The 23,428-nt window shown below is 66.3% G+C and carries 23 protein-coding genes; 10 read left to right on the plus strand and 13 right to left on the minus strand.

Annotated elements, in window-relative coordinates; all coding sequences use genetic code 11:
• Window position 1: 1 nt before the first annotated feature.
• Together RU01_RS17130 and RU01_RS17135 are read right to left on the minus strand one after the other, a co-directional pair.
• Complete coding sequence (locus RU01_RS17130; protein WP_042575811.1) at window positions 2–787, minus strand: SDR family NAD(P)-dependent oxidoreductase; 786 nt, start codon at window positions 785–787, stop codon at window positions 2–4.
• 53 nt (window positions 788–840) lie between these two features.
• On the minus strand, window positions 841–1,875 hold the full coding sequence (locus tag RU01_RS17135; RefSeq protein ID WP_156148965.1) for a substrate-binding domain-containing protein: 1,035 nt from the start codon (window positions 1,873–1,875) through the stop codon (window positions 841–843).
• A gap of 244 nt (window positions 1,876–2,119) precedes the next feature.
• On the opposite strand from RU01_RS17135, the gene RU01_RS17140 reads away from it, so the two are divergent.
• The 5 genes from RU01_RS17140 to RU01_RS17160 all read left to right on the plus strand — a co-directional run bounded on the left by RU01_RS17140 (window position 2,120) and on the right by RU01_RS17160 (window position 7,145).
• Window positions 2,120–2,863, plus strand: coding sequence for a haloacid dehalogenase type II (locus RU01_RS17140; RefSeq protein ID WP_042575781.1), 744 nt, complete (start codon window positions 2,120–2,122; stop codon window positions 2,861–2,863).
• A gap of 82 nt (window positions 2,864–2,945) precedes the next feature.
• Complete coding sequence (locus RU01_RS17145) at window positions 2,946–4,451, plus strand: SulP family inorganic anion transporter (protein WP_042575782.1); 1,506 nt, start codon at window positions 2,946–2,948, stop codon at window positions 4,449–4,451.
• Window positions 4,452–4,470: 19 nt separating this feature from the next.
• Window positions 4,471–4,854 (plus strand): MerR family transcriptional regulator, encoded by a 384-nt coding sequence (locus RU01_RS17150; RefSeq protein ID WP_042575813.1) that lies wholly within the window; start codon window positions 4,471–4,473, stop codon window positions 4,852–4,854.
• A gap of 66 nt (window positions 4,855–4,920) precedes the next feature.
• Window positions 4,921–5,562 (plus strand): TetR/AcrR family transcriptional regulator, encoded by a 642-nt coding sequence (locus RU01_RS17155; RefSeq protein ID WP_052493334.1) that lies wholly within the window; start codon window positions 4,921–4,923, stop codon window positions 5,560–5,562.
• 146 nt (window positions 5,563–5,708) lie between these two features.
• Window positions 5,709–7,145, plus strand: a complete 1,437-nt coding sequence (locus RU01_RS17160) for a lipase family protein (protein WP_042575784.1) — start codon at window positions 5,709–5,711, stop codon at window positions 7,143–7,145.
• Between the two features lie 30 nt (window positions 7,146–7,175).
• Here the strand turns inward: RU01_RS17160 and RU01_RS17165 are convergent, their stop codons facing one another.
• On the minus strand, window positions 7,176–8,696 hold the full coding sequence (locus tag RU01_RS17165) for an MDR family MFS transporter (protein WP_082043204.1): 1,521 nt from the start codon (window positions 8,694–8,696) through the stop codon (window positions 7,176–7,178).
• Between the two features lie 119 nt (window positions 8,697–8,815).
• Between RU01_RS17165 and RU01_RS17170 the strand changes: the two genes are divergently transcribed.
• On the plus strand, window positions 8,816–9,457 hold the full coding sequence (locus tag RU01_RS17170; protein WP_042575785.1) for a TetR/AcrR family transcriptional regulator: 642 nt from the start codon (window positions 8,816–8,818) through the stop codon (window positions 9,455–9,457).
• Window positions 9,458–9,483: 26 nt separating this feature from the next.
• On the opposite strand, the gene RU01_RS17175 is transcribed toward RU01_RS17170, so the two are convergent.
• From RU01_RS17175 to RU01_RS17210, 8 genes are all read right to left on the minus strand, one after another.
• Window positions 9,484–9,939 carry a MarR family transcriptional regulator gene (locus RU01_RS17175; RefSeq protein ID WP_042575786.1) on the minus strand — a complete coding sequence of 152 codons (456 nt, stop codon included), beginning with the start codon at window positions 9,937–9,939 and terminating at the stop codon, window positions 9,484–9,486.
• 44 nt (window positions 9,940–9,983) lie between these two features.
• Window positions 9,984–11,204 carry an FAD-dependent monooxygenase gene (locus tag RU01_RS17180; RefSeq protein WP_042575787.1) on the minus strand — a complete coding sequence of 407 codons (1,221 nt, stop codon included), beginning with the start codon at window positions 11,202–11,204 and terminating at the stop codon, window positions 9,984–9,986.
• 59 nt (window positions 11,205–11,263) lie between these two features.
• Window positions 11,264–11,662: an ArsR/SmtB family transcription factor gene (locus RU01_RS17185; protein ID WP_042575788.1), complete on the minus strand. Its 399-nt coding sequence runs from the start codon at window positions 11,660–11,662 to the stop codon at window positions 11,264–11,266.
• Complete coding sequence (locus tag RU01_RS17190) at window positions 11,631–12,860, minus strand: MFS transporter (protein WP_042575789.1); 1,230 nt, start codon at window positions 12,858–12,860, stop codon at window positions 11,631–11,633. The genes RU01_RS17185 and RU01_RS17190 overlap by 32 nt, the downstream gene beginning before the upstream one ends.
• A 77-nt stretch (window positions 12,861–12,937) precedes the next feature.
• Window positions 12,938–14,008, minus strand: coding sequence for an amidohydrolase family protein (locus tag RU01_RS17195; protein ID WP_052493335.1), 1,071 nt, complete (start codon window positions 14,006–14,008; stop codon window positions 12,938–12,940).
• Between the two features lie 100 nt (window positions 14,009–14,108).
• On the minus strand, window positions 14,109–15,716 hold the full coding sequence (locus tag RU01_RS17200) for an MFS transporter (RefSeq protein ID WP_042575791.1): 1,608 nt from the start codon (window positions 15,714–15,716) through the stop codon (window positions 14,109–14,111).
• A gap of 32 nt (window positions 15,717–15,748) precedes the next feature.
• Window positions 15,749–16,570, minus strand: coding sequence for an alpha/beta fold hydrolase (locus tag RU01_RS17205; protein WP_042575792.1), 822 nt, complete (start codon window positions 16,568–16,570; stop codon window positions 15,749–15,751).
• A gap of 113 nt (window positions 16,571–16,683) precedes the next feature.
• Window positions 16,684–18,279: a GAF domain-containing sensor histidine kinase gene (locus tag RU01_RS17210; protein WP_442970550.1), complete on the minus strand. Its 1,596-nt coding sequence runs from the start codon at window positions 18,277–18,279 to the stop codon at window positions 16,684–16,686.
• A 318-nt stretch (window positions 18,280–18,597) separates the two neighbouring features.
• Between RU01_RS17210 and RU01_RS17215 the strand changes: the two genes are divergently transcribed.
• Window positions 18,598–18,972 (plus strand): response regulator, encoded by a 375-nt coding sequence (locus RU01_RS17215; protein WP_156148967.1) that lies wholly within the window; start codon window positions 18,598–18,600, stop codon window positions 18,970–18,972.
• 9 nt (window positions 18,973–18,981) lie between these two features.
• On the opposite strand, the gene RU01_RS17220 is transcribed toward RU01_RS17215, so the two are convergent.
• Window positions 18,982–19,635: a response regulator gene (locus RU01_RS17220; protein WP_042575794.1), complete on the minus strand. Its 654-nt coding sequence runs from the start codon at window positions 19,633–19,635 to the stop codon at window positions 18,982–18,984.
• A 31-nt stretch (window positions 19,636–19,666) separates the two neighbouring features.
• The gene (locus tag RU01_RS17225; protein ID WP_042575795.1) at window positions 19,667–20,341 is read right to left on the minus strand and encodes a TetR/AcrR family transcriptional regulator; all 675 of its coding nucleotides are present in this window, start codon (window positions 20,339–20,341) and stop codon (window positions 19,667–19,669) included.
• A gap of 107 nt (window positions 20,342–20,448) precedes the next feature.
• Between RU01_RS17225 and RU01_RS17230 the strand changes: the two genes are divergently transcribed.
• From RU01_RS17230 to RU01_RS17240, 3 genes are all read left to right on the plus strand, one after another.
• Entirely contained in the window at window positions 20,449–21,615 is a 1,167-nt protein-coding gene (locus RU01_RS17230; protein WP_042575796.1) for a VOC family protein, read from the plus strand.
• On the plus strand, window positions 21,612–22,547 hold the full coding sequence (locus tag RU01_RS17235) for a fumarylacetoacetate hydrolase family protein (protein ID WP_042575797.1): 936 nt from the start codon (window positions 21,612–21,614) through the stop codon (window positions 22,545–22,547). Before RU01_RS17230 ends, RU01_RS17235 begins: the two co-directional genes overlap by 4 nt.
• A partial coding sequence (locus RU01_RS17240) for an FAD-dependent monooxygenase (protein WP_042575798.1) occupies window positions 22,544–23,428 on the plus strand: 885 nt, incomplete at its 3' end. The genes RU01_RS17235 and RU01_RS17240, both read left to right, overlap by 4 nt.

Below are 23,428 nucleotides of genomic sequence, written 5' to 3' on the forward strand. Positions count from 1 at the left end.
CTCATGCCTTCTGTCCAGAGGTGTGTGTGGGTGTTCGCGCGCCGGCCGCCAGACCACCGTCGACGACGAGGTCGGTCCCCGTGATGTAGCTGCTCCCGGATCCGGCGAGGAACACGACGGCGTCCGCGACGTCGGCAGTGGTGCCCCGACGCTGCATCGGAATGGTGCGCACATAGCCGGCGACATCGTGGTCGGCGAAGTCCTCGCTGCCGGTGATGTCGGTGTCGATGCTGCCGGGGCACACCGAGTTGACTCTGATTCCGCGCTCGGCGAGCTCGAGCGCAGCAACTCGGGTCAAGGCCCGCACCCCGAATTTCGATGCGCCGTAGGCACCGAGCTTCGCGGTCGCGAGGATTCCTCGCAGTGACGACACCGTGATCACGGAACCGCCGGACTTCACGGCGGTGCTCGCCGTCCTGAGGGCGAGGAAGGTACCGACCAGGTTGATGTCGAGCATGCGACGGAAGTCCGCGAGCGACGTGTCGGCGATGTCGGAGCGGTGAGCCGCACCGGCATTGGCGACCAGCACGTCGAGGCGCCCACCGTCCGCCTCGATCGTTTGCACGCACGCATCCCACTCGGCTTCCGACGCCACGTCCAGATGCAGGTAGCGCGCCGACGGTCCGAGGGCGTCGGCGACGGCGCGACCACCCTCGTCGTCCACGTCGGTGACGTAGACGGTCGCTCCGAGAGAGACGAAGCGCGCGGCACATGCCGCACCGATGCCGCGCGCGGCACCGGTGACGAGCACGCGTGAGCCGTGTGACGAAGCTGTCGGAGCGTCCATGATCACCTCCTCGGGTGACGAGTTCGGGTAGTCGACATCGGTAGGGCCCACTATCACTGGAAGAGCTGCGACCACTCCTGCGAGTACCGGTCGACGTTCTCGGGGGTCAGTTCGGCCGGATCTGGTGACGCGATGTTCTGCGCACGTTCGACGGCACCCGGCACGTCAGGCAACGCGGCGGCATAGCCACCGTTGAGTGCGGCCTGTCCCTCGGCAGTGACCATGAAGTCCGCCAGGACCTGAGCCGCGTTCGGATGCGGCGCCCTACTCAGAACCTCGGTGTACCACGGTGTGCCCCAGGGATTGTCCGGAAGTGCCCAGTCGACGGGTGCGCCTGCGGCGACCTCTGTGACGAGGGGCTGAACACTGGGCGAAACCACCACTTCACCCGACGTCAAGGCCTGCGCGACGGCCAGTGCGCTCGGGTAGACCCGCGGCTGGAGGTCGGACAACTTGTTCCAGTAGTCCTCGCCGTAGTTCTCGGCGTAGTGCCGATACAGATCGACGTACGACGCGATGCCCGTGGGATTGACGATGCCGATGCGGCCGCGGTAGGCCGGGTTCAGAATGTCCTGCGGGGTTTCGAGACCGTCGGGCACCGCGGCGGTGTTCCACCCGAGGCCGAAGACTGCGGCGGACGAGAGGAAGAAGCGGTCGTTCTTCACGCTGGCCGCGCGGTCGTAGTCGGGTGCGTCGAAGTCCGGACCCACGATCTCGGTGGAGTAGGTCCCGGACTCGGACGCGCTTGCGATCCACGACGCGTCGGTCACCATGTGGACGTCGGCGATACCCGTGCCCGTCCGGTTCTCGGTCTCGACACGGGGATTGATCTCGGAATCCGTTCCACGCACGAAGTCCATGGAGATCTCCGGGTACTTCTGCGTGAACGCGGCCTTCAGCGCGTCGAGGTTCGCGGGCTTCTGGCTGGAGTACAGCATCACGGTGCCCTCGGTCTTCGCCGCGGCGACGACGTCGTCCCAGCTGCCCTCGACGGGCCCGGACGGGGTGGTGCTGCCGCCGCACGCTGTGAGCGCGAACGCCGACGCTGCCACGGCAACGGTGGCGATGGCTCGGGGAATCCTCCGCATGGTCAGACCTCTCTGGGACTCACAGGGCCGCTCGGCTGTCGGTGCGAGTGGACTTCCTGAACTGATGTCAGTTTGAAAGTAGTATGACGTCCTTGTGATGTCAATCACGCAGGTGAGAACCGGTGCACTCGACCGTTCTCGGGAAGCGGTCGGGAGTTCGAACCTCCCCGGCTCCAGGGGGTACTCCCTCCACGAGCGCGCCATCCGATCCGAGGGATGCCGCCGAACGAGCAGGAGTGAGCACATGAGTACCCCCACTTCCCAGACGAGTCCCACCCCGAGGCGCCGACCGAAAGTCGTGGTCTTCGACGTGAACGAGACGCTGTCGGACACCTCGCCGATGCGTCGACGGTTCACGGACGTCGGAGCTCCTGGCCCCATGTTCGACACGTGGTTCGCGGGGTTGCTCAGGGACGGCTTCGCACTCGCCGTCGCGGGCGCGGCTCGACCGTTCGCTGACGTCGGTTCCGGCCTTCTCGAAGTTCTACTGTCGGGTACTGCGGTGAACCGCACCGTCGTTGACGCGGTGGACCACATCATGACCGGCCTGACCGAGCTCGACGTCCACGCAGATGTGGTCGACGGAGTCACCGCGCTGGCACGGTCGGGCATCAGGCTGGTGACGCTGTCCAACGGTTCGACGGACGTAGCCCGGACGCTTCTGGGCAAGGCCGGCATCGCGGACAGGTTCGACGCGATCCTGTCCGTCGACGATGCAGGGCGCTGGAAGCCGCACCTCGATGCCTATCGGTACGCGCTCGGCGAGTGCGATGTCGCCCCCGAGGAGGCCATGCTCGTCGCGGTGCACCCCTGGGACATCAACGGCGCGCGCACTGCGGGAATGGCCACGGCATGGATCGGCCGGAACGGCGGGCCGTATCCGAGTTACTTCCCCGACCCGGACCTGACAGCACCGTCCATCACGTCTCTGGCGCAGATGCTCATCGACCTTCCCGATGACGAGGCTGCGGACTCTACTCTCCAGTAAGAGTAGAGTTCCGTCCTGCGGAGAGGCCGTGCCAGGTGCACGTGATGCCGCGTCATCGCACCACCACGGAAGAGGCTTATCCATGTCGAACGCAGCCGCGCCGGTCACCGCACCCGAGGACACCTCGGTGATGGCGGCGCTGCGCTCACCCCGCAGGCTCAAGACCGAGGTGCTGGCGGGACTCGTCGTCGCCCTGGCGTTGATTCCGGAGGCGATCTCGTTCTCCATCATCGCCGGCGTCGATCCCCGCGTCGGACTGTTCGCCTCGTTCACGATGGCGGTGACCATCTCGATCGTCGGTGGCCGGCCGGCCATGATCTCCGCGGCGACCGGCGCGATCGCACTGGTCGTCGCACCGCTGTCACGCGAGTACGGCCTGGATTACCTGATCGCGGCCGTCATTCTCGGCGGTGTCCTTCAGATCGTCCTCAGCGTGATCGGCGTCGCGAAGTTGATGCGCTTCATCCCGCGCAGCGTGATGGTCGGATTCGTCAACGCCCTCGCCATCCTGATCTTCACCTCCCAGTTGCCCTATCTTCTCGGCGTGCCGGCACTGGTCTATCCGCTCGTCGCCGTGGGCCTGATCGTGATGGTGTTCCTCCCGAAGTTGACCAGAGTCGTTCCCGCGCCGTTGATCGCCATCGTGCTGCTCACCGCGGCCACCCTCGTGTTCGCGCTGCAGGTTCCCGACGTCGGAGACGAGGGCGAGTTGCCGTCGTCGCTTCCATCCCTGCTGATACCGAACGTGCCCTTCACTCTGGACACGTTGTCGATCATCGCGCCGTTCGCGCTCGCCATTGCCTTGGTCGGATTGTTGGAATCGTTGATGACGGCGAAACTTGTCGACGACATCACCGATTCCCACTCGAACAAGTCGCGCGAAGCGTGGGGCCAGGGCGTCGCGAACCTGGTCACCGGCTTCACCGGGGGTATGGGCGGGTGCGCGATGATCGGCCAGACGATGATCAACGTCAAGGTCTCGGGTGCGCGTACCCGGATCTCCACGTTCCTCGCCGGCACGTTCCTGCTGATTCTCGTCGTGGGACTGGGCGACATCGTGGCTCTCATCCCGATGGCCGCGCTGGTCGCGGTGATGATCATGGTGTCGGTGGGTACTTTCGACTGGCACAGCATCCATCCGAAGACGTTGCGGCGCATGCCGAAGAGCGAAACGCTGGTCATGGTCGTCACGGTGGCCGTCACGGTCGCCACTCACAATCTCGCCTACGGCGTCGTCGTGGGAGTCGTCACCGCGATGGTGTTGTTCGCGCGCCGGGTCGCGCATCTCACCGAAGTCGTCGACGTGGCGCATCCGGACGAGAACACTCGTGTCTACAAAGTTCTGGGGGAGTTGTTCTTCGCCTCCAGCAACGATCTGATCTATCAGTTCGACTACATCGGGGACCCTCTCGACATCGTCATCGATATGTCCGAATCCCACATCTGGGACGCCTCCACCGTTGCGACGCTCGACGCCATCACGACCAAGTACGCCGCGAAGGGCAAGACCGTGAAGATCATCGGTCTCGACGATTCCTCCACCGAGCGACACGACAGACTCAGTGGCAATCTCGGCGCGGGGCACTGAGTACGCGGTGGGTCGAAGCATGCAGATCGGTGAGGTCGCCGAGCGCACGTCGTTGTCGATACGCACTGTCCGCCATTACGACTCGGTCGGACTCGTGGTGCCTTCAGCGCGTTCTGTCGGCGGTTTCCGGCTCTACACCGACTCGGATGTCGAACGCCTGTTGGTGATCCGCCGTATGAAACCGCTCGACTTCACGCTGGCGGAGATGAAGGAACTTCTCGACGCCCTGGACATTCTTGCCGACGAGTCGTCCAGCGACGAGGAGCGCACGTCTGCAGCGCAATTCGTCGACCATTGCCACAACAAGACGCTCGAGCGATGCGAGACGTTGCGTCGTCACCTTGCTTACGGCGAGGAATTTGCCGGACTGCTCGCCGCCCGGAAGCCGGTCACCGGCCTCTGAAATCCGGTCCGCCCACCGGGTGCGTTGTGGGAGGGGGAGAAGCGTTCACGCCTATAAGCTTTCGAGGTGACTGATGTCGGCGATCCGGGGCGCGTCTACGGGGGCCGCTCGATGGCGGACCGTCGAGCGGACAGGCGCGCGAAGTTCCTGCAGGCCGCCATCGAGGTCCTGGGCACGAAGGGGTACTCCGCCACCTCGGTGGCGGATGTCTGCGCGGCTGCAGGGCTGGCGCGTAGCCAGTTCTACGGCGAGTTCGCCAACCGCGAGAAGCTCTTGACCGATGTCTACGACCTGATCCAGCAGGACGCCGAGACCGCGGTCGTCACTGCGCTGTCCGGGTCGACGGACCGAGACCACCGGAAGTTGGTCGCAGCGGCCATGGGCGCGCTGATCGACTCGTTGGGGAGTGACCCCCGCCGAGCCCGCATCTGCTACATCGAGATGCTCGGTGTCAGTGACACCGTGGAGCAGCACCGGGCCCGCAGACGGGCCGTCTGGGTGGGGTTCTTCGAGGCCACCTTGCGGGGAGAAGTCGGTGCCGAATTCGACCCGCCGGGTGGGTACCGGTTGGCTGCGACTGCGTTCCTCGGCGCGTTCACGGAGGTGGTCTCCGACTGGTCGCGCACCCCGTCGCCGCGTCCGCCGGTGGGCGCACTCGTCGACACGATGATCGCCGTGCTCGCCGCGTTCGTCCCTGACCTCGACTGACGCCGGGATTGTTATCCACGACACAACGCTCTACAGTCCTGTGAACCATCACGGACACTCGTGTCCAACATGCTGGAATGTGGTGCATACCGTCGCCGGGAGCACATTCCGCTGTCGTCTCGTCTCGGCGCGAAAGAGAGTGCTCGGTGTCCCCCTCCCCGACTTGGACACGGCGTGTCGTCGTCACAGCGGTGGTCTCGGCCGTCGTGTCCGCGCTGGCGTCGGTCCCCGCGACAGCAGCGCCTGCCGTCGACCCGTCGAGCGCCCCCCGCGAGTCGGACGTGGTGGTCCAACCGCCGCTACCGCCCCTGACCTGGCCGAAGATTCCTGAATTAGACACCGACTTCTACATGCCACCGGCCGACGTGGTCGCCGCCGCAGCACCCGGCGAGATCATCGCCGCACGCCCGGTGGACTTGGCGACGCTGAATCTGATTCCGACGCAGGTCGATGCGTGGCAACTGTCCTACCGGTCGAACAACGGCAGAAACGAGCCCATCCCCGCGGTCACCACCGTCATCCGGCCGCGGAGCACTCCGCAGTCACCACGGCCGCTGCTGTCGATGCAGGTCGCCGAGGATTCCCTGGGTGCGTACTGCGCCCCGTCGTACACGATGCGACAGGGTGCGATCCCGTGGCCGGTGACAGGGTCTGTCACGTCCGGGGCGCAGTTCCTCGAGGCGCAGGCTCTGCTCGCACAGGGATGGGCGCTGTCGGTCCCGGATCACCAGGGGCCCAATGATGCGTTCGCTGTCGGCCCGGTGGCCGGCCGGATCACCCTCGACGGCATCAGAGCAGCGGAGGCCTTCGATCCGTTGCAGGTGAGTGGGCTCGACACGAAGGTCGGCATGATGGGCTACTCCGGCGGCGCGATCGCCACCGGTCATGCCGCCGAGCTTGCGAAAAGCTATGCGCCGGAGCTGAACATCGTCGGTGTCGCCGAGGGTGGCACCCCTGCCGGGCTCGCAGCGCTGGTGAACAACGCCAATGGTCAGCTGGGTGCCGGCATCGTCGGCTCCGGGATCATCGGTGCGAGTCGGGAGGATCCGGAGCTGGCGAAGTTCGTCGACGAACACATCGACCCTTTCGGTCGCGCGTTGTTCGCAGCGAAGGACAACCTCTGTGTCGCATGGGGTTCCGCGCTACTGCCCTTCGTCGATCTCAAGGGACTGCTTCACACCGAGGGTGATCCGCTGGAGCAACCCGTGGTGAAGAAAGCGCTGAGTGCCCTGAACCTCGGTAGCACGACCCCGGACATGCCGCTGTTCGTCTACCACTCGAACCCGGACTGGTTGGTGCCGGTCGGCCCGGTGAACGACATGGTCGACTCGTACTGCGGTCGCGGCGATGCGGACGTCACCTACACCCGTGACCACTTCAGCGAGCACCTCACGTTGGAGCTCATCGGATTCCCCAGCGCGGTGCTCTGGATGCGTGACCGCTTCGCCGACGTTCCGATCGAGAAAGGTTGCCGCACCAACGATGTCGGTACGATGGCACTCGATCAGCGGCCGCACTCGCTCTGGGTCGATTCGGTCGGCGAGATCATCGCAGGACTGTTCGGCGAACCCGTCGGGGCGTGAGCCCCGTGTCGGGGACCGACCCGTCGAAAACTATCTCGCCGGTCCGTCGTCGACTCCGACCGATACCGGCTGCATCGGTCGGTCCGAGTCTCCGGTGTGGGTGGTGTCGTCACTCGCAGGTCGACGGATGAAGAACGCCGCCGCGACGCCGACGAGTGACACGGCACCACCGCACAGGAACGCGGTGTGGATCCCGTCCTGACTGGCGGCGAGTTCGTCCGATCCCGAGGCGATGCGCGATGCGGCCGTGCTCGACATGACTGTCACGAAGAGTGCCGTGCCGGCTGCTCCGGCGAGCTGCTGGAGAGTGTTGAAGATGGCACTGCCGTGGGAGTAGAGGTGCTTGGGCAGCGATCCGAGTGACGACGTCATCAACGGGGTCATTATCGTCGCGAGTCCGACGGACATCAGGACGTGGATCGCGATGACCATCGGCAGCGCGGACTGCGCATCGAGCAAGGTCATCGACCACAGTGCCGCACTCAGGATGATCGAGCCCGGAATGACGAGCGGCCTCGGGCCGACCCTGTCGAATGCACGGCCGACGAAGGGAGCCAGCAGGCCCATCGTCAGGCCGCCGGGAAGCAGCATCAGTCCGGTCTTCAGGGTGTCGAGGCCAAGGATGTTCTGCAGGTACATCGGGAGCAGGATGAGGGCGCCGAAGAGAGCCATCATGCTGATCATCAGCATGCCGAGGCCGATGCTGAAGGTGGGCGTCGCGAACGGGCGCATGTTCAGCAGTGCTCGCTCCGAGTCCTGGCGAGCGATCTGACGCAGCACGAAGACGACGAGTGCGACGACACCGACGGCGATCGGAACCCACACCGGGACACCCGATTCCTCGGAGGAATGGCCCAGACTGCTCAGGCCGTACACGAGTCCACCGAACGCGAGGGCGGACAGGACGACCGACAGGGCGTCGAACGACGGTCGACTGGTCGGGGTCACGTTCTTGACCAGGCCGGCGCCGACGGCGAAGGCGACCAGCGCGATCGGTAACACGAGCCAGAACATCCACCGCCAGTCGAGTGCGTCGAGGATGACTCCGGAAATCGTCGGGCCGACAGCAGGCGCGACGGCGATGACGATGGAGATGACACCCATCATCTTTCCGCGGTCGCGGGCCGGGACCAGGTTCAGCACGGTGTTGATCAGGAGCGGGAGCATCAACGCGGTGCCGGCCGCTTGGACGACTCGACCCACGAGGAGCAGCTCGAAGCCCGGTGCGGTCGCCGCGAACAGGGTGCCGACGGTGAACAACGTCATCGACGCGAGGAAGACCTGCCGCAACGTGAACCGCTGGAAGAGGTAGCCGGTGGTGGGGATGACAACGGCCATCGTCAGCAGGAAGCCCGTGGTCAGCCACTGTGCGGTGGCCGCGGTGATGTCCAGATCCACCATCAACCTCGGCAGGGCGACGCTCATGATCGTCTCGTTGAGAATCATGACGAATGCCGCGACGACGAGGACGCCGATGAGCAGGGTGGCGCCCGCTGGCATCTGCGTGTCGTCGGCCTTACCGGTCTGTGTCCGGTCCGTATCTGTCTGCATGACCTGTCGGGTCCTTTTCACGCTGGAATCGAGTATCTGTTCGACAGTCTTGTTCTTCATGACAGTGACTGTCAACTTGGCGCTGACTGGTATCGTGCTCTGCAACGAGAGGAGGCGCCATGGTGAACAGCGTCGATGTGTCGGATCGGCCGGTGCCTGACCTGAGGGAGCGTCGGCGGCGAGAAACGCGGCTCGACATCACGTTCGCTGCCCTCGATCTGTTCGAGCGCAAGGGTGTCGCCGCGACCACGGTCGACGAGATCGCGAAGGCCGCCGGCGTCTCGCAGAGCACCTTCTTCCGGCAGTTCAAGACGAAGGAAGAGTCGATTCTGTCGGTCGACACCGAAGTCCAGGCGGACATCGAGGACTGGCTGGGCGCCACAGCCCCTGACGAGATCGACCTGGCCGGCATGGAAGCGATCTACGAACGCGCCGCCGTACGCCTGGTGGAAAGCTCCGCGGAGACCAAGGATCGGGTGCTCCGCACTCGGCGTCTGATCGTGGGTGACGCGCACCTGCGTGCACTCGCCATCGCTCTCGACGCGACCACACTGTGCCGTCTTGCCGACGCCCTGGTGGCCAGGCTCGACGGGCGGGAGTCGCCGGCATACGCGCGACTGCTCGTGGAGAGTGCAGGTCTGACGCTGCGAGTTGCCTTCGACGAGTGGGCTACTCGCGTCGACGCAGGCGAGCACGCCGACCTCGCGGAGATCTATCGCGCCGCTCGCGCCGACCTCCGTCGAGTGACCACGGGCGTCTGACGCGCGGCCGTTCGACCGTCACGCAGTCACTGCTTTCCGTCCGACGCGGCGGGGAGCACCGCCGCGAACCGCACCAGGAAATCGGTGACGACGGTGAGTGTCTCGGAGTCGTAGTCCGCCAAGGCGGCCTCGAGCGCCGCCGAGGAGCGTCGCAGGAAAGGTTCGATCCGTTCGTGCGCAGCCTCGGTGGCGCGCAACGTCACGGTCCGACGATCGCGACTCTCTCTGCTGCGGGTGACGAAGCCACGATCCTCGAGCCGATTGATCAACGCGGTCGTCGCGCCGGACGTGAGGCCGACCCGCTGTGACAGTGCTGCCGGTGTCAGCGGGCTCCCCTCGCGTTCGGCCCAGATGACCTCGCCGAGAGCGGTGCCGTCCGTGGTCGGCAGATTCATGAACCGCGCGAGCAGATGCGCCGATTCCTGATACCTGACCGCGTAGAGTCGGAGTGCTTGCAGCGCACTGGTTGTCGCGGTCTCCATCGGTACGCGCTCCCGACTGTCGGCGTGGTGGATACGGTCGATGCTCAGTATCGAGCACGCAGGTGAGGGTAGTGGGGCAACAGCGGTACGTGCTTCTCGCTGGTGAGAAGGGTGGACTGGAACAGTCGACGCAGGGGCGCGGATGCCGCGATGCGGTGGCCGATCCGCAGTGCTCGCAGACCCGCCCGCGACGACGGGTGCATCAGTGCCGCGCCGCCGCGGGGGAGACCCTGTGCGCTGTCGGCATATCCGCGCATGAGCTGTTCGTAGCGCTCGAACGCTATCTGCGGCCGATCGGGGTGCGCGGCGAGTTCGCCCGCGAGAATGTGCGCGCCGACCAGGGACAGCGTCGTACCCATCCCTGTCGGGCCGGAGCCCCAGGCAGCGTCCCCGACGAGTACCACCCGGCCTTTGCTCCACGTGGACACCACGACCTGCTCCATGCGCTGGGTGTAGAACTCGTCCGGTCGTTCCGCGAATCCGTCGAGAATTCGCTCCGTCTGCCAACCGGCCCCACGGAAGCGCTCCCGCAGGATCTGCAACTGGATGTCCGTGGGAAGGCTCTCGAAGCCGAACGGTTCCGACTCGAACGACATGCTCGCCCGGATGGTCCCCACGTTGTCGGGACGAACCGAGGCGACGCGCCCTCGCGTGGAGGTGAACCAGTCCCAGGTGTCAACATCGTCGGGCCGCCGATCGAGGGTGCCGTAGGTGATGCTCACCCCGAAATCTCGGAGCTCCGTCTCGTCGGCGAACACCAGGCGCCGCGTCCGTGAACTGCGCCCTTCCGCGACCAGCACCATGTCGAAGCGTTCGCTGCTCCCGCTGTCGAAGGTGACGTCGACGCCTGTGTCGTCCTGCTGCACCGCGGTGATGTAGTCGCCGTGACGCTGCTCGACGCTGTCGGGAACGACGTCGACGAGGATCTGGGCGAGTCGACCGCGGAGGATTTCGATCTCCGCGGTCGGCCCGTCGCTGCCTTCCTCACGAGGGAAGACCGCATACGGCTCACCGCGCTGGTCGACGAACCGGGTTCCCTCTTCGCCGGTCAGATCGGCCCGGATCGCGGCGTCGACCCCCATGCGGGCGATGACGTCGCGACCGAGGCCGCGAATGTCGATGTTCTGTCCGGTCTCGCGCGGTGTCGCGGAACGTTCGAGCAGAGTCACGGCGAATCCGCCGCGGGCGAGTCCCCATGCGAGGGCTGGTCCGGCGATACTCGCGCCGGTGACTAGTACACGGGTGGGGTGGTGGGGAGAAGGCATGCCCCGACTATAACTCCACAGTGAAGAAACTTCACAGTGAAGAAGTTCTCGGTGTCGCGTCAGGCGTGAGGTGGTTCGCCGGTGACGACGTGGTCGGCGTGGTTGATGCCCTCGCGGATCAGGCGCGACAGGTGGCCGTCGTGGATGCGGTAGATCACCCGGCGGCCCTCCTTGCGAGTATCGACGAGACCGGTGAACCGCAGTTTCGCCAGATGCTGACTGACGGCGGTCCGGGAGGCCCCCGTCTCCTCGATCAGCGCGCTCACGTCTGCTTCACCGCGGGCAAGGATCCACAGGATGAGCAGGCGGGTGGGGTCGGCGAGCATGCGGAAGGTGGCCGTGGCGGTGTCGAGACGTAGCTGGTCCGGTTCGACGTAGTGGTTCAGGCTCGCGGGAGCCGTTGCCTCGCTGATCCGCTCCACAGCGTCACCGCCTTCCTGCCACCGCCATGGCGACATGCGCCGAGCGAGCCGGCCAGGCCCGTGCGGCCAGTAGTGCTGCGAGTGTAGCCAGGGCGGTCGACGCCGCGGCGGCGACGACTTGCCCGAGTTGGGCGCCGACCCACCCGGCGAGGGGGTAGGTGAAAAGGAAGCAGGCGTGGAACAACGAGAACTGCGCACTGAACACCGCGGCCCGGTCGCGCTCGTTCGATTCGTCTCGCAGCAGCCGGGCAGACGGGGTGTTGATAATGGAGGTCCCGGCGCCCAGCGCGCTCCAGATGACGGCCAGGAGTGGCCACTGCACGGTCGGCCCGGAATCGGTGACCACCATCAGCGTCGTCGCGGCGAGTCCGGCGGGCAGTAGTGCGGCCCCGGTCAGCATGATTCGACGTTCTCCGAACGCCGCCGGTAGTCGCGGCAACATCAGGGCCACGACCATCGATCCGCCGCCGAAGCAGCCGAGTGCCACCGCGACCCCGGTGCTCGATCCGTGCACGTAGACGACCGTGTCGACCACCACCAGCGCTGTCGCAGCGGCGACGACCATGTTCATCGCCAGCAGGGCGCGCAGTACCGGGCGCCCCGCCATCACCCGTGCCCCCAGCGTGATGCGCTGGAGCAACGGCGCCGACCGATCTGCGACTGCACCGCGCGGCAACGATGTCGTCGTCACCAGGAGCGCCGATCCCACGAACCCGGCGACAGTGCCGAGGAACAGGTAGTTGTAGGTCATCAGCGTCAGCAGCGTTGCCGCCAGAACAGGACTGAGCAAGGATTCCAGGTCGTACGCCAGCCGTGACAGCGACAACGCCCGCGTGTAGTCGGCCTCGTCGGGGAGTACCTGCGGGATCATCGACTGGAATGCCGGGGTGAACGTGGCCGATGCCGCTTGCAGGACGAAGACCAGCAGGTAGATCTGCCACGTCTGATCGACCAGCGGAAGCAGCAGCGCCACCCCCGCTCGAATCGCATCCGCCCCGACCAGGAGCACCGTGCGGGGCAGTCGGTCGGCAACCACGGAGATCACCGGCGCCACCGCGACATACGCGATCATCTTGATGGCCAGTGCGGTTCCGAGGACCGCGCCGGCATCGGCACCGGCGAGGTCGTAGGCCAGGAGGCCCAGGGCGACGGTGAGCAGGCCGGTGCCGACCAGGGCTACGAGCTGGGCGGCGAACAACCGGCCGAACGTGCGATCGCGCAGTACTCGGAACACAGCAGGCCTCCCGACTCGTCGTATCCGACGAGATCGAGCATATCCCTACATGTGCGCACGTGCGCAACTGTTGTCGGTTACCGCAGCTCTGCGGCGAGCCGGGGAAGTAACGTCAAGGGGGTGATTCGTTCGACTCGAGCGCGTCCATCCGCATCGAACACGTCGGACAATCCCGGGGCGGGGTCGTCGGTATCGGACGTCGAGTAGGTGAGTCCGCTGAACGGCCAATCCGTTCCGAAAACGATGTGGTCGACGTCGGTCACCTCGAGTACGGAGCGCAGGGACGAGGCCGAGGCCGAGAGCGCGGTGTCGTAGTAGAACCTGCGCAGGGCACCCTCGAGACCGAGGAGGGAGACCGACGGAATCGCGTCCGGTGCGACGGCACGGGGCGCCCCGAGGCGGGTGGCCAGGTACGGCAGGCAACCGCCCGCATGGGCGAGAACGAACCGGATGTCCGGGTAGCGGTCCAGTGTTCCCGCAGCGATCATCTCCACCGCGGTACGCGTGGTCTCGAAGGGAAACTCGAGAAGGAAGCTCGGAAGCGGTAGCGGCGGAGCGGATCCGGCAGGTAGTTCGCCGGGGTGCACGAAGACCAGAGCGGACTTGGCATTCAGTAGCGCCATGACCGGCTCGAATCGTGGATCTCCGAGGTAGATGCCGTCGTAGGACGACAGGAGTGCGACCCCGTCCATCCCCAGAACGTCGAGACCGTAGGTGATTTCGGCCAGCGACGCGGCGACGTCCGGAAGCGGCACCGTGACCAGGGACCCGAAGCGGGTGGGGTGGGTGCGAACCAGGTCGGCCGCGTAGTCGTTGCACGAGCGTGCGAGACGCATCGCGTCGGGACCGGACACGAACCGGACACCCGGGTCGGAGATCGACAGCACCTGCGTCGCCACGCCGAACTCGTCCATGAACGCGAGTGCGCTCTCCGGTGACCACGCAGGCAGGGGAAGACCCCCCGGAACAAGCAACCCGGCGCGAAGAACCGCGTCGCGATACATCGGCGGAATCATGTGCGCGTGCAGGTCGATTCGCTGTCCGCCGACCGGCGCTGCAGAGGCGGACTGCGCAGGCATCGCGAACAAGCCCGCGCCGACCATCCCTCCGCCGATCAAGGTCTGCAAAGCCTGTCGCCGTGTTGCCATGGTCGCCCCCTCGTCGGAGCCGCCCCCCGGCCCGCGGACAACCTAACAGGTGAACGCGCCAGTGTTGATGGTTTCGTCAGTCCTCTTCCGCGAGGACTTCTCAGCGACGGCGAACGCTGAAGACGTGTTGCTCCCGCTCCGTTCGGCCGTCGCGGGTGTGCGACAGAGCGTCGGTGATCAGTGCGTGATCGGAGTCGGTCCAGCGATCCCGGTGCTGTCGTTCGAATTCGGCCCAGGACGACGCCGTGAACTGCTCGATCCGCAGTTCCGCGTCCGCGCTGTCGCGGTAGAGACCCCAGGAATAGCCGCCGGTCCGGCGACGAGCGATGCCGACGGCGGACATGGCGTGATCGAATGCGTCCTGCTCGTCGAGGGCGACTCGGTAGGTCACGGAGATCACCACGGGTCCGTCCTCGGGGTCGGGCTCGAAGATGACGGTCGGCGTGGGCCAGGCCGTCGATACTCCCCGCGGCAGGGTGCCGGTCGCCGCGTGCAGCGGAAGGATGGCGACGCTCGCGCCTGCTGCGACGAGAAGAACTGCCGAGATGACAAGGGCTGCTGCATAACCCGCATGGGAAGCGATCACGCCCCAGACGAAGGAGCCGAGTGCCTGGGAACCCATGAACACCAACAGGTAGATCGACATCCCCCTCGCCCGCACCCAGTGCGCGAGGGACAGTTGGATCGATGCGTTGAGTGTCGTGAGAGTACCGATCCAGGCGGCGCCCGACAGCAGGAGCGCGGGCACCACGATCCAGATCGGCAGGATTGCCACCGCGACGACCCCGAGTGCGTACGACACCGCGGATATCGCCAGCATCGTATTGGCTCCGAACCGGCGTCGAAGCCTCGGGAAGAGTGCCACGCCGGCCACCGCGCCTACCCCGAGAACGCCGAGAATCATTCCGTAGCCCGACGCACCGAAACCGAGATGCTGTGACGATGCGAGCGGCAGCAGCGCCCAGAGGGCCGACGCAGGGAACGCGAACACGGCGGACCGCAGAAGAATGCGTCGAACGATCGGCGCGGACTGCATGTAGTGCACCCCGGTCATCATCGAACGGCCGAGCCGTTCGTGGTCGACACCCTTGTCCTCCGCGGGACGACGCCACCACACGAGCGCGGCGATGATGACGACGAACGACGCGGCGTTCAGGGCGAACACGGCGGCCGGCCCGGTGGCGGCCACGATCACACCACCGAGTGCGGGACCGATGGCGCGGGCGCCGTTCACGGTCACGCCGCCCAGTGCCGACGCGGCAGGGATCTGTTCTGCCGGAACCAGTTCCGGCTGAATAGCCTGCCACGCCGGCGCCGAGAGCGCAGATCCGCAGCCGAGAAGGAACGTCGTGCCCAGCAACATGATCGGCGACAGAATATCGGCGTAGGCCAGATACGTCGTCGCCGCCGCGAAGAGAGCCGTATAGGTCGTGACGACGATGAGGAGTCGACGGCGATCGAGCAGGTCGGCGAGGCCGCCGGCCGGCAGTGCGAGAACCAGCGTGGGGAGAAGGCTGGCGGTCTGGACCAGCGCCACGACGGTGGCGCTGCTGCCGTGCTCGACCAGGAACCATTGCGATCCGACCGTCTGCATCCACAGGCCGATGTTCGACACCAGCTGCGCGAGGAACAGCGTCCGGTAGATCCTGCTGCGCAGTGGTGCCCACGCGGATACCGGGGACGCGGGGGTGACGGTCGTGGTTGCCATGTCGAGATCCTCTCCGGGAACGGGCGTATCGACTATTCGGCGAGCAGCGCGAGAATGTCTGCGTCCAAGGCCTTCTGGTGGTCACCGTAGATTCCGTGCGGGGCACCCGGGTACACCTTCAGGGTGCCGTGTGCGACCAGCTCGGCGGTCTTCAGCGCCGCGGCCGCGATGGGAACGATTTGGTCGTCGTCGCCGTGAGCGATGAAGACCGGGACGGTCAGAGCCTTCAGGTCCTCGGTGAAGTCCGTTTCCGAGAACGCCTTCACGCAGTCGTACGCGGCGGCGAGATTGACGAGCATGCCCTGACGCCAGAAGTCGTCCTTGGCGCCCTGCGAGACGGCGGATCCTTCACGGTTCGCGCCGAAGAAGGCCTCGGACAGATCCTTGTAGAACTGCGAGCGGTCGGTGAGGACGCCGGCCCGGATGTCGTCGAGCGCCTCGATCGGCGTGCCCTCGGGATTGGTGTCGGACTTCAGCATGATCGGGGGGACAGCGCCCGCGGTGATGATGCGTGCGACGCGGCTTCCGCCGTGCTGCGCGGCGTATCGGACTACTTCGCCGCCGCCGGTCGAGTGGCCGATCAGCGTGAGGTCCTGCAGGTCCAGTGCCTCGACCAGTTCCGCGAGGTCGCGTGCATAGGTGTCCATGTCGTTGCCGACGTAGGTCTTGGAGGAGCGGCCGTGCCCGCGGCGGTCGTGGGCGATGGCGCGGAAGCCGGCGTCGGCGAGCAGCTTGAGCTCGGTCTGCCAGGCGTCGGACGACAGCGGCCAGCCGTGGCTGAGCAGCACCGGCTTCCCGGAGCCCTGCTCCGTGTAGTAGATCTCGGTTCCGTCGGTAGTGGTGATGTACGGCATGGTGTCCTCCTGGTGTGAACGACTTTTCGGTGTGAGGACAACACTGGTCCGCCCGCGAGTCGTTGTCGTCGCTGCTGACAGGCAACCCGGGGGAGTGGTGTCCGCAGAGTTCACTACCGGGTAGCAGGTATACGGGCCTCGAGAGTCGTGCCGACGCCGAGTGGGCTCGACACCGTCAACGTGCCGCCGATGGCGTGGACTCGATCCTGCAGTCCGATCAGTCCCGATCCTCCTGACGCATCGGCGCCTCCCGCGCCGTCGTCGGTGACGGTCAGTTCCAGCGTGCCGTCTCGCGCTACCGCCGAGATGACGACCTCGGTGGCCTGCGCGTATTTCGCCGTGTTCGTCAATGCCTCGGCGACCACGTAATACGCTGCCACCTCGACGGATTCGGGGAGTCGCCCGGGAATGTCCGTCGTCAGCGCTGTCGGGACGGGCGATCGACGGGCGAGTGTCTTGAGAGCGGGTGCGAGTCCGCCGCGCGACAGGATTGCCGGGTGGATGCCGCGGGAGAGTTCCTGCAGGTCCGAGTGGACGAGCGACAAGGTCCTGACACTGCGGTCCAACTGGTCGCGCAGGTCACCGAACTCGTTGGGCACCGACGCCTGGGCCGCTCGCAGATCCATCCCCAGGGAGACGATTCGTTGCTGTGCTCCGTCGTGCAGATCCCGTTCGATGACACGACGGGCTTGATCCGCGGCCGCTACGACACGTGCGCGTGACTCCGTCAGCCGGGCGCGGGTCTCGTTGTTGTAGACGGCGGTAGCGACGAGGTCGGCGAAATCCGACAACCGTTCGTAGACATCGTCTTTCGGATCCTCTGTGCTGGAGACACCGACGACGACGGCTCCCCACACGGTGTCGTCGACCGTGATCGGAACGCCGATACCCATCGCGAACCCCCGCTCGGCCAGTCGCTGAGCGATCGGTCCGGTCGCCTCGCGGTAGTCGATGGTCGTGGGTCGTCCACTGTCGTGGACGAGGGTGCACACGTTGTGTCCGCCGAGAGGCAGTACCTCGCCCGGATGCAGGTGAGCGCCGTCGTCGTCACGGGCGGAGATCACCGTGTAGTGCTCGTGGTTCTCGTATCGCACGAGCGAGACGTGCTCGACGTCGAGCCCGTCGGCAAGCTCCTCCGCGACGCGGCGATACACCTCGTCGAGATCCGACCGCAGAGCGACGAGCGTGGCGATGCGGCGCAACGACGCCTGCTGACGCGCGAGGTCGACGGTCGTGCGGTGGAGTCGTTCCCGCTCACGAGAAGCAGCCAACAGTGCTTCCAGCGACGGGACGACGCGGCGCACCCGACGGGAGTCGGCAGGGGAGAGGTGCGCGGGGACGAGCAGAGATCCGGTGAGTGTCGTACCGTCGCGCAACGTGATTCGCTGGTGACCGGGCCCGAGGGGCACATCGTGCGCGCCCAGAACGGCGTACGGAGCGGGCAGTTCGAGAACGTCGGTCAGGCGCCGACCGGCCTCGCCGAACATCTCGGGTGTCACCGTGCGACGCAGGAGGATCCGCGCGAAGTCGGCCAGCAGATCCGCCTCTCGACGCCGTTGGTCCGATTCGACGGCCCGGACTCGGGATTGTCCGACGAGGAGATTGGTCAGCAGCGCCAGGACCAGGAAGACCAGGACGGACGGAACCAGGCTCTCGCTGCTCTCGACGACATGGACGTACGCGTAGGCGGCCGTACTGGCGACCGACATAGCGATGGCCGTCCGGAAGTCCCACCCGGCGGAGATGCACAGGACGCCGAAGACGAACACTGCTCCGAACGCGTTCTCCGGTGCCAGCATCTTCAGCAGGTGCACGAGGAGGATCTCGACGACGATCAGACCCGCACCGGCGGCGATCCCCCACGCGAGCGGTGGCGTGCTCGGTCTCAGCAGGAAGGCGAGCGACCGTTCGCGTCCGGTGCCGCGCTCGGCATCCGGGCTCGCCGCGATCACCGACAGGCTCCCGGCAGGCGAAGATTGCGGCTAGCGGTAATGACGCTCGGCCACGTTTCTGACACTGTCGACAGCATGACCCGCTCCGACCGTCGCGCACTGATCGTGGACGACAGCGCTGCCTTCTGCGCGGCGGCGCGGCGGGTGCTCGAATCCGCGGGCGTGACCGTCGTCGGCACGGCGTCGACATGTGCGCAGGCCCTGCAGTCCGCCGACGAGGACCGCCCGGATGTGATTCTGGTCGATATCGACCTCGGCGCCGAGAGCGGTTTCGACGTCGTGGAGGCTCTCCACGCCGCGGGCGTCCGTCCTCGGCCGGACATCATCCTGGTGTCGACGCACGACGAAGAAGACTTCGCCGACCTGGTGGAATCGAGTTCCGCCATCGGATTCCTCCCGAAGTTCGGACTGTCCGCGGACGCCGTCGTGGCGTTGTTGACGCGTACCTGATCGGAGCGGTCAGGTCTGCGCGTCCAGGTACATGATGACGGCTCGCACGCGGCGATGGTCGTCCGACGTCTCGGCGAGGTCGAGCTTGGTCAGGATGCTGCGCACGTGCTTCTCCACGGTTCCCTCGGTGATCCACAACCGGCGCGCGATGCCGGCGTTGGACAGTCCCTCGGCCATCAACGTGAGTACGTCGCGCTCGCGGGCACTGAGTGCGCCCAGCGGATCGTCGCGCCGTCTGGCGGCGACCAGTTCGAACACCAGCCCGGGATCGATCACCGAGGCACCACCGGCGATGCGGTCGACTGTCGCGACGAAGTCGTCGATGTCGGTCACGCGGGACTTGAGCAGATAACCGATGCCCTTCCCGCTGTCGAGCAACTCCAGCGCCTGGTCGACATCGACATGCGCCGACAGGAGCAGCATCGCGACCTCCGGGAATTCCGCGCGGATCCTCAGCGCAGCGTCCAGGCCCTCGGAGGTATGCGAGGGCGGCATCCGGATGTCGATGATCGCGAGCTGGGGAGACTCACTGGCCACCAGGGCTTCCAACTCACCGGCGTCGCCGGCCTGCCCGACGACATCGAGCCCGGCCCGTGTCAGCAGACTGGTCAGCCCCTCGCGGAGAAGGACGTCGTCGTCCGCGACGACCACACGAAGCCCCATCGATGATCCCTTCGTCCGTGAACCGCCGAACTTACGGGGCCTGCCGGTCCACCGCCTGCTCCACGACCGTCTGCAGGGCCGTGTCGGCGAACTGGGGCAGAGGTCGGCTGCACAGCTCGGTCGCCTCGGTCGCCGATACCCCCAGCGCACACAGGACGTGGGCAGTCATGGCGTCGACGGCGGTGTCCCCGTCACGTTCGGGCTGGTCCATCAACAGGCGTCCGAGCGCCAGGAGGCACCCTGTCACCATGGCCAGGGCCAGTTCCGGATCGGCTGCCTCGAATCGGCCGATGTCTGCCGCGGCCGTGATGTCCCGCAGTGACCTGGGTCCGAGACCACTGTGCGTGGATCCGGCGAGCGTCGGTTCCGAATTGAGCAGCACCCGACTGAGTTCCGGTTCGAGGCGAAAAAGCCGTCCGACCAAGCGGAACGACTGGGTGAACATCTCGACCGGGTCCACCAGGTCCACGGTCAAGGTGTCCAGATAGGCGCCGACCGATTCGAGCGCGTCGTCCACGGCTGCGCGGAACAGATCGTCCTTGCTCTCGAAGTGGTTGTAGAACGAGCCCATTCCCACGTCCGCGGCCTGGGTGATCTCCAGAACCGGTGCCGTACTGCGGCCTTCGGCGAGAAACCCCTGTGCAGCGGCGACGAGCGCGGCGCGAGTACGCGCCTTACGACGTTCGAGTCGGTTGACCTGCGTCATGGAGTGCCCTGCTTTCGATGCCCAGCGATGTGACGAGTCTAAGCGGCGCCCCTTGACTGCGGAACTCCTCATAGGTGACGATATCGTCATAACTGTGAGGGGTGGCCATGACGATCGATCACGCGCATCGAACACGTGACGTCGACGGGCATCGAGGGATGCATGTCGACCAGGGGGCGTTGCCCGGTGAGCACCCGGGCCGCGCGACGAACCCGGTGATCAAAGTTCAGGACGTCGCCTGGCTCGAGTTCCGTAAGCCCGATCTGGACAAGGCCCGGACGTTCGCCGAGGCCTTCGGCTTCACCGTGACCTTCCGGACCGACGACGAGCTCCACCTGCGCGGACGGGCCGCCGGATCGCCGTGCGTGATCATCAGGAAGGGGCGTCGCACCGCCTACGTCGGCGCCGCGTTCCGCGCGGCCGAGAGCGCTGATGTGCTGCGTTTGGCCGACGCCACCGGACACAGGGTGGAGCGTCTTCCCGAGTCGATCGGCGGGGTCGGGGTCACCCTGACGGACCCGAGCGGGCAACCGGTACGTGTCGTCGCAGACCTCGACGACGGCCGACAGCTGCCGGGGCAACGTACGCATGACTACAACTTCGGAGCGATGGATCCGGCCGGGATCACGCGCACCAACGCGACACAGCGACCCCCGCACGAGCCGGCACTCGTGGAGCGGCTCGGCCACGTCGTGCTCCAACGCAGTCGCTACTTGGAGAACCTGAACTGGTACCTGCAGCATCTCGGTCTGATCGTCAGCGACTTCCTCTACTACGACGGCCAACGCCACCGCGGCCCGGTCATGAGTTTCATCCGCTGCGACCGCGGATCCGAGCCCACCGACCACCACACATTGGCGATGACCCTGGGGCCCTCCGACCGGTACGTGCACTCGGCCTACCAGGTGTGCGACCTCGATGCCATCGGCGCCGGGAGTCGCTACCTGACCGAACGTGGATATCAGCACTCCTGGGGGATCGGCCGACACATCCAGGGCAGCCAGATCTTCGACTACTGGCGCGATCCCGACGGCTTCCTGGTCGAACACTTCAGTGACGGTGACCGTTTCGACGCCTCGCTCGACCCGGGCTGGGCGCCGATGACGGCGTCCGGACTCGCGCAGTGGGGACCACCCGCCAGCAAGGATTTCCTGGGCATCGCGCCCAACAGACGTTCCCTGTCCGAGCTGCGCTCCATTCTCCTGGGACTGCGCAGCGACAACGAATTCGACTCCGAGCGCCTGCTCGGCCTGATGAAAGTAGCGTCGTCATGAGCATCGCCGTTCTCCGTACCGTCGACGGATGGTGGGTGCAGACCCGCGAGGGTGCCGTTCGGGTGGACACCGCCGCCGCCACCACCGCCGACCTGCTCGCCGATCGTTCGGCCGTCGACGCAGCCGCGGCCGGCGGCGAGACCGTCCCGGTGGCATCCCTCGAGCTCGTCTCACCCGTCACGGCGCCGTGCCGAGTGGTGGCACAGATGACGAATTACGTGTCGCACGTGAAGGATTCCGGCATGAATCCGGAGACGGTGCCCCTGACATTCTTCCGCAAGTCGTCCGGGTCGATCAGCGGTCCGAGCGCGGACATCGTCAAGCCGGCACACGTGACGTTGCTCGACTACGAGGTCGAGATAGGGCTGGTGGTCGGGAAGACCCTCCCGGTGGGATCGACGATCGACGAGGACACGGTCGCCGACCACATCGCCGCGTTGGTGATCACCAACGACGTATCGGCCCGCGACGTCCAGCTGCCCAAGACCCAGTTCTACGAGGCGAAGTCGTATCCGACCTTCACCCCCGTCGGCCCGGTCCTCCTCGTTCTGGAGGACGGCGACCTGGCCCGCTTCGAGCAACTCCGGTTGATGCTGCGAGTCAACGGCGAGATCCGGCAGAACAGTACCGTCGCAGACATGATCTACCGACCCACGGAAGCTCTGAGGACCCTGACGGGATTCCAGCGCGTCGATCCGGGCGACCTGATCCTGACCGGCACCCCGGGCGGCACTGCTCTGAAGGCGCCGCCCAAGCCGATCGAGATCATCGGCGCACTGTTGCCGCCGGCCGTGAAGTGGAAGACCTTCTTCAAGCGGCAGGCGAGCAACCCGGCATACCTGAAGGACGGTGACGTGGTCGAGCTGACCATCGCCACCGACGACGCGATGCTCGACCTGGGGATGCAGCGCACGACAGTGCGGTACGCATGACACACCACCAGGTGGTCGTCGTCGGCGCGGGCCCCACCGGGATGGTGGCGGCCACGTTGCTGGGGCGACACGGTGTCGACACGCTCGTCCTCGATCGGTGGGACGACATCTTCCCGCAGCCGCGTGCCGTCCACCTCGACGACGAGGTCTACCGAATCCTCGGCGACCTGGGAGTGGCGGACGATTTCGCGGCGATCTCGCGGCCCGGACGTGGGCTCCGGTTGGTGGACCCGGACATGCACACCATCGCCGAGTTCGAGCGCGATCCCGAGTCGCGTCCGCATGGCTTTCCCCCGGCCAACATGTTCGACCAGCCCGAGCTGGAACGCATTCTGCGCACGGCGATGACGGCGGACCCTCACGTGGAGTTCCGCGGGGGTGTCGAGGTCCTCGACGTTGCCACCGTGAAGGACCACGTGCGTGTGCTCGTGCGGGACGTCGCGACCGGTGAGACCAGTGCCGTCACCGCGGACGTCGTTCTGGGGTGCGACGGTGCCAACAGTGCGGTGCGAGCCGCTCTCGGGTCTTCGATGCGCACGCTCGCATCGGAGCAACGATGGCTGGTCGTCGACGCCTCGACGCCGGTGGACCCGGGGTTGTGGGACGGGGTGCACCAGCTGTGCGACCCGCACCGCGCCGGGACGTTCATGCGCATCGGGGAGCACCGCTACCGGTGGGAGTTCGAGATGCTCGAGCACGAAAGTGCCGACGACTACTCGGATCTGCAGACCGTGGCACCGTTGCTCGATCCGTGGCTCGGCGGCACTCCGCGGTCGAGTCTGGACCTGATCAGGGTCACCGAGTACACGTTCCGCGCGCAGATCGCCGATCGATGGCGTGATCGACGGGTGTTCCTTCTCGGGGACGCGGCACATCTGACG

Source organism: Rhodococcus sp. MEB064, from assembly GCF_000834565.1.
Taxonomy (GTDB): Bacteria; Actinomycetota; Actinomycetes; order Mycobacteriales; family Mycobacteriaceae; genus Rhodococcoides.

Excerpts from the sequence above, each read along its gene's own strand:
- RU01_RS17130 (WP_042575811.1), bottom strand. The coding sequence starts at position 787 with ATGGACGCTCCGACAGCTTCGTCACACGGCTCACGCGTGCTCGTCACC.
- RU01_RS17135 (WP_156148965.1), bottom strand. The coding sequence starts at position 1,875 with ATGCGGAGGATTCCCCGAGCCATCGCCACCGTTGCCGTGGCAGCGTCG.
- RU01_RS17140 (WP_042575781.1), top strand. The coding sequence starts at position 2,120 with ATGAGTACCCCCACTTCCCAGACGAGTCCCACCCCGAGGCGCCGACCG.
- RU01_RS17145 (WP_042575782.1), top strand. The coding sequence starts at position 2,946 with ATGTCGAACGCAGCCGCGCCGGTCACCGCACCCGAGGACACCTCGGTG.
- RU01_RS17150 (WP_042575813.1), top strand. The coding sequence starts at position 4,471 with ATGCAGATCGGTGAGGTCGCCGAGCGCACGTCGTTGTCGATACGCACT.
- RU01_RS17165 (WP_082043204.1), bottom strand. The coding sequence starts at position 8,696 with ATGCAGACAGATACGGACCGGACACAGACCGGTAAGGCCGACGACACG.
- RU01_RS17170 (WP_042575785.1), top strand. The coding sequence starts at position 8,816 with ATGGTGAACAGCGTCGATGTGTCGGATCGGCCGGTGCCTGACCTGAGG.
- RU01_RS17175 (WP_042575786.1), bottom strand. The coding sequence starts at position 9,939 with ATGGAGACCGCGACAACCAGTGCGCTGCAAGCACTCCGACTCTACGCG.
- RU01_RS17180 (WP_042575787.1), bottom strand. The coding sequence starts at position 11,204 with ATGCCTTCTCCCCACCACCCCACCCGTGTACTAGTCACCGGCGCGAGT.
- RU01_RS17185 (WP_042575788.1), bottom strand. The coding sequence starts at position 11,662 with ATGTCGCCATGGCGGTGGCAGGAAGGCGGTGACGCTGTGGAGCGGATC.
- RU01_RS17195 (WP_052493335.1), bottom strand. The coding sequence starts at position 14,008 with ATGGCAACACGGCGACAGGCTTTGCAGACCTTGATCGGCGGAGGGATG.
- RU01_RS17200 (WP_042575791.1), bottom strand. The coding sequence starts at position 15,716 with ATGGCAACCACGACCGTCACCCCCGCGTCCCCGGTATCCGCGTGGGCA.
- RU01_RS17205 (WP_042575792.1), bottom strand. The coding sequence starts at position 16,570 with ATGCCGTACATCACCACTACCGACGGAACCGAGATCTACTACACGGAG.
- RU01_RS17210 (WP_442970550.1), bottom strand. The coding sequence starts at position 18,279 with ATGTCGGTCGCCAGTACGGCCGCCTACGCGTACGTCCATGTCGTCGAG.
- RU01_RS17215 (WP_156148967.1), top strand. The coding sequence starts at position 18,598 with ATGACCCGCTCCGACCGTCGCGCACTGATCGTGGACGACAGCGCTGCC.
- RU01_RS17220 (WP_042575794.1), bottom strand. The coding sequence starts at position 19,635 with ATGGGGCTTCGTGTGGTCGTCGCGGACGACGACGTCCTTCTCCGCGAG.
- RU01_RS17225 (WP_042575795.1), bottom strand. The coding sequence starts at position 20,341 with ATGACGCAGGTCAACCGACTCGAACGTCGTAAGGCGCGTACTCGCGCC.
- RU01_RS17230 (WP_042575796.1), top strand. The coding sequence starts at position 20,449 with ATGACGATCGATCACGCGCATCGAACACGTGACGTCGACGGGCATCGA.
- RU01_RS17235 (WP_042575797.1), top strand. The coding sequence starts at position 21,612 with ATGAGCATCGCCGTTCTCCGTACCGTCGACGGATGGTGGGTGCAGACC.